The organism is Alteromonas sp. 4NH20-0056, from assembly GCF_057539655.1.
This window is the reverse complement of the sequence record NZ_BAAJLS010000003.1, coordinates 90,146-106,067: the sequence shown is the minus strand read 5'-3', so window position 1 is coordinate 106,067 and position 15,922 is coordinate 90,146. Positions and strand designations below refer to the sequence as shown.

Sequence of the window (15,922 nt, the reverse complement as noted above, 5' to 3'; positions counted from 1 at the left end):
TTTAGGAAAATCATGACGCACGCCAATACCGCCCGAACCATTCGTATCGCTACTCGCAAAAGTGCGTTGGCACTATGGCAAGCTGAATACGTTAAAGCGAAACTAGTAGCGCATTATCCTCATATCACTGTCGAACTGGTTCCAATGAGTACGCAAGGTGACAAGATCCTCGATACGCCTCTCGCTAAAATCGGGGGTAAAGGCCTGTTCATAAAAGAATTGGAAATCGCCATGCTAGAAGGGCGTGCCGATATTGCCGTTCATTCTATGAAGGACGTGCCCGTCGCGTTTCCTGATGGCTTTGGTTTACACGCCATTTGCGAAAGAGAAAACCCGTTCGACGCATTCGTATCTAATCACTATGAAAGTATAGACGCTTTGCCAGAAGGTGCCGTAGTGGGTACGTCAAGTTTGCGAAGACAGTGTCAGATTAGAAAGCATCGTCCAGACCTTAAAATTAAAGACTTGCGCGGCAACGTAAATACCCGACTCGCCAAACTTGATGCGGGCGAATACGATGCCATTATTCTTGCCTCGGCAGGCCTTATTCGTCTTGATATGGCATCTCGTATAAAAATGCCATTGCCTGCATCGCTATCACTACCCGCGGTAGGTCAAGGTGCCGTAGGCATTGAATGTCGTAACGATGACAGCGAATTAATTGCGCTGTTACAAGCACTAAACCACGAGGCCACTAACACTCGCGTTACTGCCGAACGAGCAATGAACGAGCGACTTGAGGGTGGTTGCCAAGTACCTATAGGCAGCTTTGCGACACTCGATGGCGATGCACTTACACTTATGGGTATGGTGGGTAAGCCCGATGGCACTACGCTACTTTTTGCGTCGGCGACTGGTCCTGCTAACGATGCGCAGCGTATTGGTGTGGAGGTTGCAGAGTCTTTACTTGAACAAGGTGCGGGCGACATTTTAGCGGCACTCTATAAGTAATCGATGATCCTCGTTACTCGCCCACTACCCAAATTACGCAAAAGCGTACTTGCTTTCGAACGCGCGGGCATTGACGTGGTGGGTGTTGCAACGCTAGATATAATCGACGTGCCTTCGAGCACTGCTGCACTTAACGCGTTTTTCAATCACAACTGTGCCTGCGTTGTGATTGTAACGAGTGTGTATGCAGTTTCGGCTGCCGCAGAAGCGCTAACGCAGTCATCAACACTTAACAATAAACCCACGGTAATTGCGGTGGGCGATGCTACTGCGCGGGCATTAACGCTAGCCCTTCCCATGTATGAGGTCTTAACACCACCACTGCATTCTTCCGAAGGAATAGTGGCTATGCACCAACTTAATGAGGCAAACTGCAAACAAGCCGTTATCATTAAAGGCGAAGGCGGTAGAGATCTCATTGCAAATACGTTGCAGCAGCGAGCTATTCGAGTTGAATCGTTTTGTGTATATAAAAGAGAGCAACTTACGCCCCCTATATACACAAAAACATGGAAAGTTGATGACGTTAGAGGCATTATCGCTACCAGTGAGAATATGGCTCAGCAACTTATCGACACGCATGACGCTACGCTCTTATCTGTTCCCTGGCTGACAGTAAGTGAAAGAGTTGCAGACGTTCTACATAATAAGGGCATTAACGATATCTCGTTGTGCCATCGCGCTACTGATAACGCATTAATAGCGTGGATAAAGGAAAATTGGGAGTAATACATGACGAATAAAAACGAGACGGACCCTCAACTCGAGGATTTATCGACCACAGATACTTCATCGTCGACTACATCTTCCCGTGCGCAAGACGATGCCCCCCCACGACAAACCAAAAAATCAGGAAATGGCATATTGTGGTTTGTGGTAATTATTCTTTTCCTTCTTATCGGTGCCGTTGCTGGCGCAGGTTATTGGGTATACGAGCAGCAACAGTCTGTTCAACAAGCATCTTCAACTACCCTTACCGCTAATAATCAACAGCTTCAAAAGCTTAGCGCTGACAAGCAACAGTTAACGTCAATAGTGACGGCGGTAGAAAACCAAAATACAACACTTAACGAACGTGTGAGCAAGTTAGCGTCTGAAAACGCGATACTTACGCAGCGTCTTGACGCTACGTTAGAGCAAATGAACAACATGGAAGGTCGCCGCCCTTCTGACTGGCTGATTGCAGAAGCCGATTATCTGGTTCGCATGGCAGGCAGAAAACTGTGGTTAGAAAATGACGTACGCACTGCTATTTTACTGTTAGTGAACGCCGATAAGCGCCTTAAATCGCTGGCTGACCCTTCAGTACTGCCAGTAAGAGCCGCCTTGGCTGAAGACATCCAGTCACTTCAACAATTAAACCCAGTATCGCCAAGCTCTGTAGCACTTGCGCTTACTGGCATGGTGGCACAAATTGATAAGCTTCCTTTGAATAAATTTGAAAAGCCTGTCGATGTAGACGCTAACGATAATGCCCTGTCTGAATCAACCGACGACTGGCAAGAAAACTTAGCCAAAGTATGGCAAAACCTTAAAGATAGCTTTCTAACCGTAAAAACTATTGAAGGCCCAGTAGAGCCAGTGCTGTCTCTTGAGGCGCAGTTTCTACTAAAAGAGCAGCTTCGCTTACAATTAATGCACGCACAATCGGCGGCGCTTAAAGGCGATGAAGGGCTATACAAACAATCGCTACAATACGCGCAAACCATACTTATCGAAAAGTTTGATATTAATAAAAGCCAAGTAAGTGGGTTTGTTAGCGCAATTCAAAACTTAATGGATACCGACGTTGCACGTCCTATCCCTACGGAACTTGTTGCACAAAAACCCTTGTCGATGCTGTTAGATAATCGCGTGAAGCAAGTCTTCGGGCAAGGAGCTAGTGCATTATGAAATGGTTAGTTATCGCCCTCAGTATTGTTGCAGTATTTATTGTTGCACTTATCGTGGGCCCTATGATCCTTGGCGACAAAGGCTATGTGCTGATTTCGTTGGGTAATTCAGCCGTTGAGATGACGCTTATTAGTTTTGTCATTATTTCAGGTCTTATTTTGGTGGGCATTTATATCACAGTGAAACTGGTACTGTGGTTGACAAGTTTAGTGACGGGCTCTCACCGCTGGTTTGGCGCATTGGGGGAACGTAAACGCAAACGCGCTTTTTATAACGGCCTGCAATTAATGGCAGCGGGCGACCTAGATAACGCACAAAAAGCCCTTGGCCACACTACAAACGGTAACTTTGAAGGCATAAACTACTTAGCCTCGGCGCAAATTGCGTTTACAAACGGCGACCTTCAAAAAGCCCGCTATTTTCTAGCGCAAGCCGCCGATTTTGAGAATGCAAAGGTAGCTGCAGCCGTCATGAACGCGCGAATTGATGCAAGCGACAACAAACACGCAGAAGCGCTTGCACAACTTAATGAGCTAGATGAAAAGGCGAGCGAAAACCACCAGGTTATCAAGCTTAAAGCAACGCTGTTAGCAGAACTGGGCCAGTGGCAAGTATTACAAGAAAATTTAAATGGCTGGCGTAAAGCCCTACCGAAGAAAGACTTTACGGCGTGGTCTCAGCGCATCGCGAAAGGTAAGTTTGCTGAAATAGCCAGTAAACAGGGCGCAGTAGAACTAAAAGCCTATTGGGACAACTTACCTCGGAAAATTCGCCATGACGATGCTTATCGGGCAGCATACATTCAGCAATTGCTCGACCAAGGCATGCATGCTGATGCGCAAGCATTGTTGGTAGACTGGCAAAAACGTGGACAAAATGCGGTGTTATTCCCACTGTTTAAGCAGCTGAATTTACCCGATGCATCTGCCTCGCTACGTTTACTGGAAAGCTGGATAAAACAAGACAGTGAAAACGTTGAGCTGTATTCAACGTTAGGCCAAGTCGCGTTTAATGCGGGTGATGATGTACTTGCTGAAAAAGCCTTGTTAAAAGCAGCGAAAATCGCATCACGAAAAGAAGATTTGTTGCTGTTATCTGCAATTAGCGAACGACAGCATGATACCGCAACGGCCTTACAACTTTACAAAGACAGCCAACAAGCATAACGGCGGTAGGCGTAAGACCGTAGGTGTGTTAATTACCACGCCTGCGGTCGTACTGCGAACTAACGCGCCACCTCTTGCGTTTCTAACTCGATATTACCGTCACTACGTTCAAGAATGAACAGCGTGCCGAAATCCGATTCTTCTATCGTTACTTTTGGCCCACCTAACAATGCGATTAACGCAGGTGTGGTGTTACTGTGCCCTACCACTACCACATCTTCATTCAGGTTTTTGAGCTGTAACGCAAACGCGTCTAACGAACGCGGATCGTACAAGGTTATAGGAATACCTTTTGCTTCTGAGAGCGGTGTTGCGGTTTCTTTTGTGCGCGCGTAATCTGTTGAATAAAGCATTGTAAAAGGCTCATCTTTTAGGATTTTTGCAAGAGAGTGAGCACGCACTTCGCCTTCTTTAGTCAGTGAAGGGTTTGCCCCTTTTTGCTTCTCAAAATGACGAGTTAAATACACTGTATTAGCCGCGACCGATGCGCTCACTAATAAGGTCAATAACAAGACGACCGCTTTCATATTTTCATTCCTTAACTATTTTTAACCACATTAACACGCGCCATGGCCCTTGTAATTGGCAATCTGTTCACCCTATACTAAAACCAGTTACTTGTCGGAGTGCTTCACTGGATATCCAGTAAGCTGAGACCGCTAATGCGGGATCCGTTGAACCTGATCAGGCTAATACCTGCGAAGGGAACAAGAAAATATAATCTGTTTACCTATGTAATTACACCCTGTGCTTTGGTGCGCGGTTTTTAGTTATATTTGCGTATATCTGCTAGGTTATATTCTCCTTCACTCCTGACAAGCATTTTACTTAACGCCAACCTAAAAAGGCTAAAATGCTATGTCTACACGACGCGAACAGCGCCAACAAGCGCAACAATTTATCAATGAACTTGCCCCAGAGGCATACCCTAATTCAACGCGCCATTATGAAATGGGAAGTGATGAGTCGATCAACGTTGCGATGCGCCTTATTCACCAACACGACAGTTTAGTAGGGGGAACCGAAGAAAACCCTATCTTAGAAGCTAACCCACCTATACCGGTATACGACACATCAGGCCCCTACGGCGACCCTAACCAGCGTATAGATGTTCACAAAGGCATACACCCCATGCGCCAAGCATGGATTGAAACACGCAACGACACCATTACATTGCAAGGTGTATCGTCGACATTTGCAAAGGCCCGTGAAGACGACATTTTTACCGAAGACTTTCGCTTTATTCGCTCGGCAAAACCGAAAAAAGCCGCGCAAAACCGAAATGTTACCCAGTTGCATTACGCGCGACGAGGTATTGTTACCCCCGAAATGGAGTACATTGCCATTCGTGAAAATATGGGCAGAGATCGCCTTACCGATGAAGCCCTTATACAACAACACCCTGGCGAGCACTTTGGTGCAAATTTGCCCCCGCGTATTACGCCTGAATTTGTCCGCGACGAAGTCGCCGCTGGGCGTGCCATCATTCCGTGCAACATCAATCACCCTGAACTGGAGCCCATGATTATCGGCCGAAATTTTCTCGTGAAGATTAACGCCAATATTGGTAATTCAGCGGTAACGTCTTCAATAGAAGAAGAGGTAGAAAAGCTTGTGTGGTCTACGCGCTGGGGCGCAGACACCATCATGGACTTATCGACAGGCCGAAATATTCATGAAACACGAGAGTGGTTATTGCGCAATAGTCCCGTGCCGTTAGGCACTGTGCCTATTTATCAGGCATTGGAAAAGGTGAACGGCGTTGCCGAGAACCTTACCTGGGAGATGTTTAAAGACACGCTGATAGAGCAGGCCGAGCAAGGGGTAGACTATTTCACCATCCATGCTGGCGTGCTGTTGGAATACGTTCCGCTTACCGCAAACCGCGTAACGGGTATAGTGTCTCGAGGCGGGTCGATAATGGCCAAGTGGTGTTTAAGCCATCACAAACAAAGCTTTTTGTATGAGCACTTTCGCGATATTTGTGAGATTTGCGCGCAGTACGACGTGTCTCTGTCGTTAGGCGACGGACTTCGCCCGGGAAGCATAGCCGACGCCAATGATGATGCCCAGTTTTCAGAACTACGCACGTTAGGTGAATTAACCAAAATAGCGTGGGAGTACGATGTTCAAGTAATGATTGAGGGCCCCGGCCATGTGCCTATGCACATGATTAAAGCCAATATGGAAGAGCAACTTACCCATTGTCACGAAGCGCCCTTTTACACATTAGGCCCACTAACGACCGATATTGCACCCGGCTATGATCATTTCACATCAGGCATTGGTGCGGCCATGATTGGGTGGTACGGCTGTGCAATGCTGTGTTATGTCACGCCAAAGGAACACCTTGGTTTACCTAACAAAGAAGACGTAAAGCAGGGGTTAATTACTTACAAGATAGCAGCCCATGCCGCCGATTTAGCCAAAGGGCATCCTGGGGCGCAAATTCGTGATAATGCGATGTCGAAAGCCCGCTTTGAGTTTAGATGGGAAGACCAGTTTAACCTTGCGCTTGACCCGCATACTGCGCGGGCGTACCACGATGAAAGCTTGCCGCAAGCCTCAGGCAAAGTTGCTCATTTTTGTTCCATGTGCGGCCCTAAGTTTTGCAGCATGAAAATCTCTCAAGAAGTCAGAGAGGTTGCCAAGCAAGAAAAGCAAAAGCAACAAGGTATGAAAGACATGGCAACCGCGTTTAACGACAGCGGCGCTGAACTGTATCACGCTGCAGATAGCAAAGTGGAGTTGCCATGAACCCGCCACTCGTTTGGTGTGTGGGTGGCGTAGACAGTAGTGGTGGCGCGGGGTTAACCCGCGACGCCATCACGCTTGCCGATATTGGCGTAAAAGCAGCCATGATCACCACACTAATTGCCATTCAATCGAATAAGTATAGCCATGGCCAACAAGCCTTGGAGGCCTCAGCCATCAACACGCAGTGGCAAACCTTAGGCTATGAACAGTATCCGTGTGCGATAAAGATAGGCGCTATTGCAGACGACATCCAAGGGTTATTGCTATGCGCTCGTATATCACTGCTTAACGATGACGTAAATAATAGCGAAAATAATGCCCCAGTGTCGCCTTATGACACCCTAACGCGCAGAGACACGCCTTTCGTTATTTGGGACCCTGTGTTGCGCACTTCTTCAGGCGGAACGCTTAGCACGCTGCACGACGACACCATCAGGGCGTTGCTCAGCAACGTACAGGTTGTCACACCCAACATTGATGAACTATGCGTGCTAAGTAAAAAGCCTATTCACTCTCACGCCTCGTTATTGCAGGCGGCAACGTCGCTTTCAACGGCATATCGTATTGCCGTTTTAGTAAAAGGAGGCCATGCGAGCTGGCAAGAAAATGCGGTAGATGTATTGGTGTGTGGCACACAACACCGTATTTTTACGCAGCAAAAAAAGGGGCATAACACGCTTCGTGGTACCGGCTGTATGCTAGCCAGTGCTCTTGCTGGTTTTATGGCTAAAGGCTACAACCTTGAAGATGCGGCAACGCTTGCGAATACCTATATCAAGACAGTCCGCACCGCGGTTACAGCAAGCCAGAACGATATTGCTCACGCCGTACCGGTGGGTATGCCATGTAACGCTAAACACTTTCCGGCGGTAGCATTTGAAAACGACAGCCTTATGTTTCGCGATGTGACGAGAACAAACACAAAAGCGTTGTCGGCATTTCCTGCTCTAACGCACACTGAACTTGGTATTTACCCGGTTGTTGATAGTGCGAAGTGGGTAGGTACACTTACCCAAGCAGGCGTTAACATTATCCAACTGCGCTTAAAAGATGCACCGCGCACTACCCGCGAAGCAGAAATAAGACAAGCGATAAAATACGTTGGCGACACTGACACACAGCTTTTTATTAACGACGACTGGCAACTTGCCATCGCACTTGGCGCATATGGCGTTCACCTAGGGCAAGAAGACTTAGCAACGGCAGACCTTAATGCTATCGCGCAGGCAGGCCTTCGCTTAGGCATATCAACCCACGGATTTTGTGAACTGCAGCGAATAAAAGCCCTTAACCCCAGTTATATCGCGCTTGGCCACATATTCCCTACGCAAACCAAACAGATGCCGTCATCGCCTCAGGGGCTTGATAACTTGCGTCGTTATGTTCAGCTGTGTGGCACTACGCCCACGGTCGCCATCGGTGGTATTAGCACATCGCGCGCACGACCTGTATCAGAAACGGGCGTGTCTGCGATTGCGGTGGTCTCTGCCATTACCCAAGCACCTGATCCAGAGGCCGCATTACACCGCTTGGCACAGGAGGCGTGCTATGCGTAACCCCCGTTCAGAAAAACGCTGCGCTTTGACGCGAACGGCCATCCAGCGCTACAGCCGACAACTTTTAGTACCGGGCATGACCGAAGCGTCGCAGCAAACGCTCGCAAGCGCAAACGTCGCAATTGTTGGTTTAGGCGGGTTAGGCGGGCTAGCAGCACGATACTTGGTTGGCGCAGGGGTTGGGCATCTGCACCTTATCGACGGTGACCGGGTAAGTATCAGCAATCTTCACAGGCAGACGTTATATACCAGTCAGCATATCGGGCAGTTCAAAACCATTGCGGCAGAGCAGGCATTGTCTTCGATTAACCCCGACACAACACTGTCTTTTAATAACACCTTCGTTAATAGTAAACACTTACTTCATGCATTTCGTGACTACGACTGTGTTTTAGACTGTAGCGATAATGTTGATACTCGATTGGCAATAAATGCTGCATGTATTGCGCACAGCGTGCCACTTTTCATTGCTGCTGCAAGTGGTACTACGTGGCAAAGTATTAACCTGCATAATTCACATAAACCGCATGGATGCTACGCATGCTTAACCTCGTTCATTGATGTTAATGAAGACTGCATGACAAAAGGTATTTTAGGGCCTGTGGTCGGGATGGCTGCAAGTCATCAGGCAAATCAGGCACTGCTTTACCTGACTAACAAAAGCACCATGGAGAACTGGGGCACCTATCTGAATGTAGATGCAAGAACCGGCGTAACAACGCAGTTTACGCTTTCGCCCTCCCCTTGCTGTGAGGTATGCCAATGAGCAATTCAATAACGGTCTTTATTAACGATACACCTACAACCTGTGTGGCGCATTGTCACCTAAGTGACTTTTTGTTGGTGCATGCTATTAATACCAAAGGTGCCGCCGTTGCCATAAACAAATGCATCGTAAGCAAAGCGGTCTGGGCAAGCACCCCCCTGAACCATAACGATGTTGTCGACATATTTTCACTTGTAGCCGGAGGCTAAATGCTGACACTTGCCAATAAAACATTCTCATCTCGCTTGCTTACCGGCACAGGAAAATTTAGTTCACCTACGCTTATGGCCGACACCATCCACGCCAGTAAAAGCGCTATTGTAACGCTTGCAATGAAACGACTGGCGACCCACAGCCAAACAGATACCACCCTTAGTGAACTAAAAAGGTTGGGGGTAACCTTATTACCCAATACCTCGGGAGCAAAAAATGCCGATGAAGCGGTGTTTGCGGCTGAGCTAGCGTACGAGGCGGTAGGATCGTCGTGGATAAAGTTAGAGATACACCCTGACCAACGCTATTTGCTTCCCGACCCTATTGAAACCCTGCGCGCCGCTGAACGGCTCGTAAAAAAAGGGTTCAATGTTCTGCCTTATTGTGGCGCGGACCCCGTTTTATGCAAGCGATTAGAAGAAGTAGGCTGCACAGCGGTTATGCCACTTGGCGCACCAATAGGCAGCAACAAGGGCCTTCAAACCGAGCCATTTTTGCGCATTATTGTTGAGCAAAGCACCATACCCGTTATTGTCGACGCCGGCATTGGCGCTCCCAGTCATGCCATGGCAGCAATGGAAATGGGCGTAGATGCCGTACTGGTGAATACCGCGATTGCGACCGCAAAACACCCTATTATGATGGCACGTGCTTTTGCAGCAGCGGTTGAAACGGGCCGAATGGCCTATGAAGCTGGCTTGGGCCACACTTCAGATGTTGCACGCGCTTCTAGCCCATTAACACAATTTTTGGAGCATGCAGAATGAAAGTGGCCAACACGCTGTTAAAGCAAGATCTTTCGCATATTGCACTAAGCATTCAAAGTAAAACTCAACGTGATGTTGAACGGGCGCTGATACAGTCATCAAAAAACATTGATGACTTTATGGCGCTGATATCACCTGCCGCCCTACCCTATTTAGAAGAAATGGCTGCACAGTCGCAAGCGCTAACGCGACATCGCTTCGGCAATACCATCGGGTTATTTGTGCCATTGTATCTATCAAACCTATGCGCCAACGAGTGTACCTATTGCGGTTTTACCATGAGCAATAAAATTAAGCGTAAAACCCTTACCCCTCAAGAAATTGCGCGTGAACTTAACGCTATCAAAAAAATGGGATTTTCCCACGTTCTACTGGTAACGGGTGAACACGAACAGAAGGTCGGCATGCCTTATTTTAAGAGCGTGCTACCCGATATAAGGGCGCAAGTTAGCCAGCTGATGATGGAGGTTCAGCCTCTTAATCAAGATGCCTATAAAACACTACGCGATTTAGGCGTAGATGCGGTATTGGTATATCAAGAAACGTATAGCCCTCATCATTACGCCCGCTATCACACACGGGGTAAGAAACAAGACTTTCTGTGGCGATTAGAGGCCTCGGACCGCATAGGCTGTGCTGGCATAGACAAAATAGGGATTGGCGCTCTACTCGGCTTGGGAGATTGGCGCGTAGACAGCGCAATGACAGCGCTGCACGGCACACTGATTCAACAGCACTATTGGCGAAGCCGTGTTGCCATATCTTTCCCTCGTTTGCGGGCCTGCGAGGGAAATACCAACAGCCATGCAGGTTTGCCTAGCTTTCCTAATGAACGCGAATTGCTTCAACTTATTTGTGCGCATAGGTTGTATAACCCCTATGCGGAACTGTCTTTGTCCACCCGCGAATCGGCACGATTTCGAGACGGCGCACTATCGTTAGGGGTAACCACAATATCGGCAGCGTCTCAAACACAACCAGGAGGGTACAGCGAACCGAGTAAAGCACTGAACCAGTTCGACATTGAAGATTCACGAAGCGTTGAAGCAGTAACTGATGTTATTTACACGCAAGGCTTAGCGCCGGTATGGAAAGACTGGATGCCGTTTTCCGAGCAAGAAAGTACACACCGTTAACACATTAGTTTTTCTATCAAAACAAAATAAAAAATGTGCTTTGCTTTCCCTTATTATTGCCTTTACAATCCGCCCAAATTTTAGCCAGACATAAACAGAAAATGTCTGGCTTTTTGTTTATACTGCAATGACATATTGCTATTCATTCCTGTTGTTAAGTGAGACTGCGCGTTGGATACAGCTGAATTTATTCAAATTCGAAAATTTATTGTGAAGCTTGGAAAAATGCTGCACAAGTACGGTACACCTGCGTTTCGATTAGAGGCTTACTTAAATGAAGTCGCCGCGCATTTCGGTATACACGCGTCGTTTATTTCTACCCCTACATCACTTAGCTTAGTAATGTGGAGTGATAGGCACGAAGACGAATACAACCATGCTGCCCGCTTAATGCCTGGCGACCTAGATATGAATGCGTTATCGCTAACTGACGAACTTGCAAGCTCGTTGCTTGCGGGCGAGTTAACCTTGGCACAGGCCGACGCGCGCCTCAATGAAATAGACGCCATGGGAAGTCTTTACGGTAAGCTGCCAACCGGCGCGGCATTTGGTATGGCAACCAGTGCGTTTGCCATGCTGATGGGCGCAAGCTGGAGTGAAATAGTATGGTCTGGTCTATTGGGGTTAGTAGCCTACTTATGGACATTATGGGCTGAGCGTTCAAAGCGCGTGAACCTGATGCTAGAGCCTGTTACTGCCTTCGTGGGCGGGCTTTTGGCATGCGCTATTGGTCGGTACCTTGACCCAGGCATTAATATTCCGCTGATTGTCCTATCATCGGTGATTGTGTTTGTTCCGGGGCTAGCATTAACTATGGGCCTTGCAGAGTTATCATCTCGCAACATGGTAAGCGGCACCGCACGCACAATGGACGCCATCATGCAGCTATTTAAACTGTATTTTGGCGCTTTCCTTGGCGTGTCGGCAGGGTTTAGTTTGTTTGGTGAAAACGTATATAAACCGGCGGAATCACTCCCTTACTGGGGAACATGGTTAGCTGTTTTTCTACTGTGTATTGCGCTTGTCGCCATTTTTAGAACGCGTGTGAAGCATATTCCGTGGGCACTCGCGGCCGCGTTTATTGCGTACAGTACTACCGCATGGAGTTCAGACTACATTGATAATGGGCTGGGCACCTTTGTGGGCGCATTTGCGCTAGGTGTTTTTGCTAACGCCTTCACCCGCATTGCGAACCAACCCGCCACCATTGTGGCAATGCATGGGCTTATTGTATTGGTGCCAGGCTCTAAAACCTATATTGGCCTAAATTCGTTTATGACAGGGCAAGACTTTGTTCAAGCCGACCACCTTGGACAAGAAGTGTTTTTAATCTTTATGTCGTTAGTGGCAGGGCTTATATTCGCAAACGTAATTATGCCAACCAAAAAAGCGCTTTAACGTTGCGATAAAGCGCTTTGCAGATTGGTTTTTAGGCTCGGTGGCTAATTGCGGTTACTTGAGCAACTTCATTAATGCTTTTCCCAATCGCATGTTTAATGCCCCCGCTGCAATGGCTTCGGCTGAGTTTTCCATAAACTTAGCCGATAAACTGCCACCTATCTGATTGGCCACTTCGTCGGTGGCCAAGTCGAAAATACCTTGTGCCGCGATATTTTGTGCCAACACTTTCATTAGCGACCAGTTACCCAGCGTACCGGGGCGAAGCCCATACACGTTCGCCATACGCCTTATAGTACGAAAGCTTACCCAAATTACCGCGAACGTTTGAATAAGGTTATTCGGGCTAATAAACGCCAAACTGCCCGCAGTTAACGACTCTTTGTTCAGCAATTGCTGCGCTTTGGTTTGCACCGGGCCTATGACGGTATCTTGATATAACCCCAACCGTTCTTTTGCTGTCATATCGGGTTGTACTTGAGCACTAAACTGGCGATAGCAATGCGCAGCATAAGACTGTGACGAAAACTGTTTCCCATGTTTATTCAGCACGCTATCAACGATTTTTACATCACTTTGTGCATCTAAAGACGCAATGTGTGTGGCTTGAACAAGCGCTTTATTTACCTGCTTATATCCTCGCCATTCACGAAAGCTTAAGTAAGAAAAACTGGCAACGAAACCACACAGCAGTGTGGCAAGCACCCCACTGCCTATTGGGTGCGATGCAAAACTTGCTGATAATGTGGTGTACGCGTCGAATACAAAGAAGCCAATCAGTGAGAATACCCCCAACCCCAAGGTAGCCGCGCCCAACGAAAGGCCTGTATTCGCTGTGGTATTTAGCCACGTATCGCCCTCTACTTTCGCCGGCATATGAATTTCGGGTGGAGTCATATCTAGCGACTGTTGAACCACTTTAGGGCGATACGGCGGCGCTGAAGTTACCGGCTGCTGTAGGTCGTTTTCCTGTGTAACAGATTGCTGGCGTGTGCCCGGTGGTGTATCAGTCATTATGCCTCTCCGTTTACCAATAAGAATTGCAGTAGGCGATCAACGCCTTTTCCGTTTAACATGCGCGCTTTATAATCAGAAGGTACTTGTGCAAGGGGCACAGGAAAGTGGGCGTCTGGCTCCATATCTTTTAGGGCTGCGGGGATTGGTTCAAAAATAGCTTCCACATAGCCCGCATTAACATCGCGATAACGAACGCTGTTTTCAGCCCCTCCTTCGTCGGTAACCGGCAACGCCGACACTAAAAAGTGTTCAAACTGGATAGGCTTATCGATAAATCGAGCGCGCGCGCCCTCCGTTACTTGTTTTAGTAACGACAATAAATTATCACGTTGTGAAGCAGGGACTAGGTCGGCTTTGGTGGCAACAAACGCAACTTTGCCTATTTGCTGTTTTCGCAGCACCGTACGAGAGAACCAATTCGTTTGCCCATACACAAAGGTGTCGGCCAAGTGACTTAGCGTTTCCTTCAATTGGTACAGATGCTGGCGGCTATGGTTTAACCCTTCGAATAAATCGACCAATATTATTTGTTTATCGGTTTCTCGAAACACCGACTGCTTTAACGACATCAACCACGCTTTTTGGAACCGCTGAAAATGCCCATTAAACGCCATAAACCAAGGGTGAGACACATCGCTAGTGATACTTGACGGTAAGGGCGTAAAGCCATACTGATGCCAGTCGAAGTGTGACGCTTCAAGTAAGAAACTGCCTGGTTGAAGCAGTGAAATACCGTTCGCTTTTGCGGTGAACAAGTATTGTCGGTAGGCCGATACTAGCGCTAACATAGCCTCGCTAGAGGGCGCTTGTTCAAAATCGAAGTCGTTAACAAATTGCTTCCACTGCTGCGCATAATATTGCTGTGGCCCACTGCTTAATTGCGCCCATGCAGAGTCTGACCATTGTGCATAGGTTTTATTAAGCATAGGGATATCGGTTATCCACTCACCGGGATAGTCGATGAACTCAAACACAATGTTGGTATGGGGAAAAAGGTGGCGTTTGAATGTGCTGACCTGCTTTAAACGAATAATAAGTTTAAACCCATAAGCTTCTTCTGTAGCAGCAGGCCACTCGCCGGCGTCTAGCTTCTTTAAGTTGTCGTCGACAGGAAATGCTTTATACCCTTCGATGGGCTCTACTGCCATATGCTCAACCAATGAAGGCGGCAAGTAACGTAGTAGAGGCAAGCACGCATACCCCTCCTCACTTCTGCTTTTAAGCATGGTCATGAGGCTAGTGAACAACACCGACTTTCCGCTTCTACTTAAGCCAGTAATAGTAAACCTATGGGTTTCCTTGCTAAATACATTTGCTAGCTTCGCCCCGATTAAATTGGCAGTTTCTAGCGTTTTATCAAGTAGCGCCGCAATACCTTTTTGCATACGTTATGGTTTACCTTTTTGTGTCTTCAACAAAAGTGTGGCTACGAATTCGTTAAATACAAGCGTTAAACCCGCATTTAAAAAGTAACAAAACAATACAGCAAGGTAGTAACACATGCACTAGTGCTCGGTAGTCATCCCGAATAGCTTTCGTTTTATGCGGTTTTTCGCTGAGTACCAATGGTTTTTGGGCGTTCTAGGTGCAGCAGCAATAATCTCATCAAAAGGGATATCGCTTTTATTCACAGGCGGCACGTGGGCACAAAACAGCGTTTTTATCGTTGAGTTGGCCACGCGCTCAAGCGAACGGCGGTATTGATTGGGGTGGCACAGCGGATACGGCGCAACTAAAGCGCCTTTTACTTTCACTAACAAATCTGCCACGTATGCTTGCTGTGTGGGCACATGAAATACGGTGAGATCGTGATCGGTATGACCTGGAGAATACAATATTTGCCAATCAGCAAAACCAGGAAGCCTTTGTTCGTCATCAAGTACAACATCGGCTTGTAAAAGCGGATTGTACCAAATGGCTTCTCTTGCTTTACCTATACGCCCGGCTACCCACCAAGTTAACAGCAAATCGATAACGTGCGCGGTACGACCGCCAACACCGCTGTACCAGTTACGTGCTTTAGGATGGGCGGCAATGGTCGCCCCCGTTTTTTCTTTAAGCCCAACAGCGCCGCCTGCATGGTCAGGGTGCATATGGGTAACCACAATCAGCTTTAAATCGGTTAACGGGCGATTGAGTTTTCCCGTAATAAACTGGCAAACCTTGTCGATATCGGCCCGGCTGCAGCCGTCTAGAAGCAACAAGCCATCTTTATCTTCAGCTAAATAAATAAATTGAATATAACCAGACAGCGTATGAATTTTCATAAATCACTCAAATGTTAATGCCATGTTATGCTAGC

The 15,922-nt window shown here is 47.6% G+C and carries 15 protein-coding genes and 1 riboswitch; of the genes, 11 read left to right on the top strand and 4 right to left on the bottom strand.

Annotated elements, in window-relative coordinates; translation table 11 throughout:
* The first annotated feature begins 12 nt into the window (after nucleotides 1-12).
* From hemC to AC27EZ_RS06620, 4 genes are read left to right on the top strand one after another with little or no spacing between them, the layout of a single operon-like run.
* Nucleotides 13-951, top strand: a complete 939-nt coding sequence (hemC, locus tag AC27EZ_RS06635) for a hydroxymethylbilane synthase (protein WP_487134586.1) — start codon at nucleotides 13-15, stop codon at nucleotides 949-951.
* Between the two features lie 3 nt (nucleotides 952-954).
* A complete protein-coding gene (locus AC27EZ_RS06630; RefSeq protein WP_487134585.1) occupies nucleotides 955-1,680 on the top strand; it encodes a uroporphyrinogen-III synthase in 726 nt (241 codons plus the stop codon).
* Nucleotides 1,681-1,683: 3 nt separating this feature from the next.
* A complete protein-coding gene (locus tag AC27EZ_RS06625; protein ID WP_487134584.1) occupies nucleotides 1,684-2,844 on the top strand; it encodes a uroporphyrinogen-III C-methyltransferase in 1,161 nt (386 codons plus the stop codon).
* Complete coding sequence (locus tag AC27EZ_RS06620; protein WP_487134583.1) at nucleotides 2,841-4,010, top strand: heme biosynthesis HemY N-terminal domain-containing protein; 1,170 nt, start codon at nucleotides 2,841-2,843, stop codon at nucleotides 4,008-4,010. The genes AC27EZ_RS06625 and AC27EZ_RS06620 overlap by 4 nt, the downstream gene beginning before the upstream one ends.
* Before the next feature lie 59 nt (nucleotides 4,011-4,069).
* Here AC27EZ_RS06620 and AC27EZ_RS06615 read toward each other — a convergent pair whose 3' ends face one another.
* Nucleotides 4,070-4,537: a SixA phosphatase family protein gene (locus AC27EZ_RS06615; protein ID WP_487134582.1), complete on the bottom strand. Its 468-nt coding sequence runs from the start codon at nucleotides 4,535-4,537 to the stop codon at nucleotides 4,070-4,072.
* 85 nt (nucleotides 4,538-4,622) lie between these two features.
* Nucleotides 4,623-4,734, top strand: a riboswitch (TPP riboswitch).
* 134 nt (nucleotides 4,735-4,868) lie between these two features.
* On the opposite strand from AC27EZ_RS06615, the gene thiC reads away from it, so the two are divergent.
* The 7 genes from thiC (at nucleotide 4,869) to AC27EZ_RS06580 (ending at nucleotide 12,603) form a co-directional block, all read left to right on the top strand.
* The gene (gene thiC, locus AC27EZ_RS06610) at nucleotides 4,869-6,767 is read left to right on the top strand and encodes a phosphomethylpyrimidine synthase ThiC (protein ID WP_487134581.1); all 1,899 of its coding nucleotides are present in this window, start codon (nucleotides 4,869-4,871) and stop codon (nucleotides 6,765-6,767) included.
* Complete coding sequence (gene thiE / locus AC27EZ_RS06605) at nucleotides 6,764-8,323, top strand: thiamine phosphate synthase (protein ID WP_487134580.1); 1,560 nt, start codon at nucleotides 6,764-6,766, stop codon at nucleotides 8,321-8,323. Before thiC ends, thiE begins: the two co-directional genes overlap by 4 nt.
* The gene (locus tag AC27EZ_RS06600) at nucleotides 8,316-9,089 is read left to right on the top strand and encodes a HesA/MoeB/ThiF family protein (protein WP_487134579.1); all 774 of its coding nucleotides are present in this window, start codon (nucleotides 8,316-8,318) and stop codon (nucleotides 9,087-9,089) included. The genes thiE and AC27EZ_RS06600 overlap by 8 nt, the downstream gene beginning before the upstream one ends.
* Nucleotides 9,086-9,298 (top strand): sulfur carrier protein ThiS, encoded by a 213-nt coding sequence (gene thiS / locus AC27EZ_RS06595; RefSeq protein WP_487134578.1) that lies wholly within the window; start codon nucleotides 9,086-9,088, stop codon nucleotides 9,296-9,298. Before AC27EZ_RS06600 ends, thiS begins: the two co-directional genes overlap by 4 nt.
* Complete coding sequence (locus tag AC27EZ_RS06590) at nucleotides 9,299-10,069, top strand: thiazole synthase (protein ID WP_487134577.1); 771 nt, start codon at nucleotides 9,299-9,301, stop codon at nucleotides 10,067-10,069.
* A complete protein-coding gene (gene thiH, locus AC27EZ_RS06585) occupies nucleotides 10,066-11,205 on the top strand; it encodes a 2-iminoacetate synthase ThiH (RefSeq protein WP_487134576.1) in 1,140 nt (379 codons plus the stop codon). Before AC27EZ_RS06590 ends, thiH begins: the two co-directional genes overlap by 4 nt.
* Nucleotides 11,206-11,376: 171 nt before the next feature.
* A complete protein-coding gene (locus AC27EZ_RS06580; RefSeq protein ID WP_487134575.1) occupies nucleotides 11,377-12,603 on the top strand; it encodes a threonine/serine exporter family protein in 1,227 nt (408 codons plus the stop codon).
* Between the two features lie 54 nt (nucleotides 12,604-12,657).
* Here the strand turns inward: AC27EZ_RS06580 and AC27EZ_RS06575 are convergent, their stop codons facing one another.
* The 3 genes from AC27EZ_RS06575 to AC27EZ_RS06565 all read right to left on the bottom strand — a co-directional run bounded on the left by AC27EZ_RS06575 (nucleotide 12,658) and on the right by AC27EZ_RS06565 (nucleotide 15,887).
* Nucleotides 12,658-13,617, bottom strand: coding sequence for a DUF697 domain-containing protein (locus tag AC27EZ_RS06575; protein ID WP_487134574.1), 960 nt, complete (start codon nucleotides 13,615-13,617; stop codon nucleotides 12,658-12,660).
* Nucleotides 13,617-15,005, bottom strand: coding sequence for a YcjX family protein (locus tag AC27EZ_RS06570; protein WP_487134573.1), 1,389 nt, complete (start codon nucleotides 15,003-15,005; stop codon nucleotides 13,617-13,619). The genes AC27EZ_RS06575 and AC27EZ_RS06570 overlap by 1 nt, the downstream gene beginning before the upstream one ends.
* 120 nt (nucleotides 15,006-15,125) lie before the next feature.
* Nucleotides 15,126-15,887: an MBL fold metallo-hydrolase gene (locus AC27EZ_RS06565; protein WP_487134572.1), complete on the bottom strand. Its 762-nt coding sequence runs from the start codon at nucleotides 15,885-15,887 to the stop codon at nucleotides 15,126-15,128.
* Nucleotides 15,888-15,922 lie beyond the last annotated feature (35 nt).

What these genes read in the sequence shown, in the direction of transcription:
- AC27EZ_RS06565 (WP_487134572.1), bottom strand. Translation starts at nt 15,887, where the DNA reads ATGAAAATTCATACGCTGTCTGGTTATATTCAATTTATTTATTTAGCT.
- thiH (WP_487134576.1), top strand. Translation starts at nt 10,066, where the DNA reads ATGAAAGTGGCCAACACGCTGTTAAAGCAAGATCTTTCGCATATTGCA.
- hemC (WP_487134586.1), top strand. Translation starts at nt 13, where the DNA reads ATGACGCACGCCAATACCGCCCGAACCATTCGTATCGCTACTCGCAAA.
- thiE (WP_487134580.1), top strand. Translation starts at nt 6,764, where the DNA reads ATGAACCCGCCACTCGTTTGGTGTGTGGGTGGCGTAGACAGTAGTGGT.
- AC27EZ_RS06590 (WP_487134577.1), top strand. Translation starts at nt 9,299, where the DNA reads ATGCTGACACTTGCCAATAAAACATTCTCATCTCGCTTGCTTACCGGC.
- AC27EZ_RS06630 (WP_487134585.1), top strand. Translation starts at nt 955, where the DNA reads ATGATCCTCGTTACTCGCCCACTACCCAAATTACGCAAAAGCGTACTT.
- thiS (WP_487134578.1), top strand. Translation starts at nt 9,086, where the DNA reads ATGAGCAATTCAATAACGGTCTTTATTAACGATACACCTACAACCTGT.
- AC27EZ_RS06625 (WP_487134584.1), top strand. Translation starts at nt 1,684, where the DNA reads ATGACGAATAAAAACGAGACGGACCCTCAACTCGAGGATTTATCGACC.
- AC27EZ_RS06575 (WP_487134574.1), bottom strand. Translation starts at nt 13,617, where the DNA reads ATGACTGATACACCACCGGGCACACGCCAGCAATCTGTTACACAGGAA.
- AC27EZ_RS06600 (WP_487134579.1), top strand. Translation starts at nt 8,316, where the DNA reads ATGCGTAACCCCCGTTCAGAAAAACGCTGCGCTTTGACGCGAACGGCC.
- thiC (WP_487134581.1), top strand. Translation starts at nt 4,869, where the DNA reads ATGTCTACACGACGCGAACAGCGCCAACAAGCGCAACAATTTATCAAT.
- AC27EZ_RS06615 (WP_487134582.1), bottom strand. Translation starts at nt 4,537, where the DNA reads ATGAAAGCGGTCGTCTTGTTATTGACCTTATTAGTGAGCGCATCGGTC.
- AC27EZ_RS06620 (WP_487134583.1), top strand. Translation starts at nt 2,841, where the DNA reads ATGAAATGGTTAGTTATCGCCCTCAGTATTGTTGCAGTATTTATTGTT.
- AC27EZ_RS06570 (WP_487134573.1), bottom strand. Translation starts at nt 15,005, where the DNA reads ATGCAAAAAGGTATTGCGGCGCTACTTGATAAAACGCTAGAAACTGCC.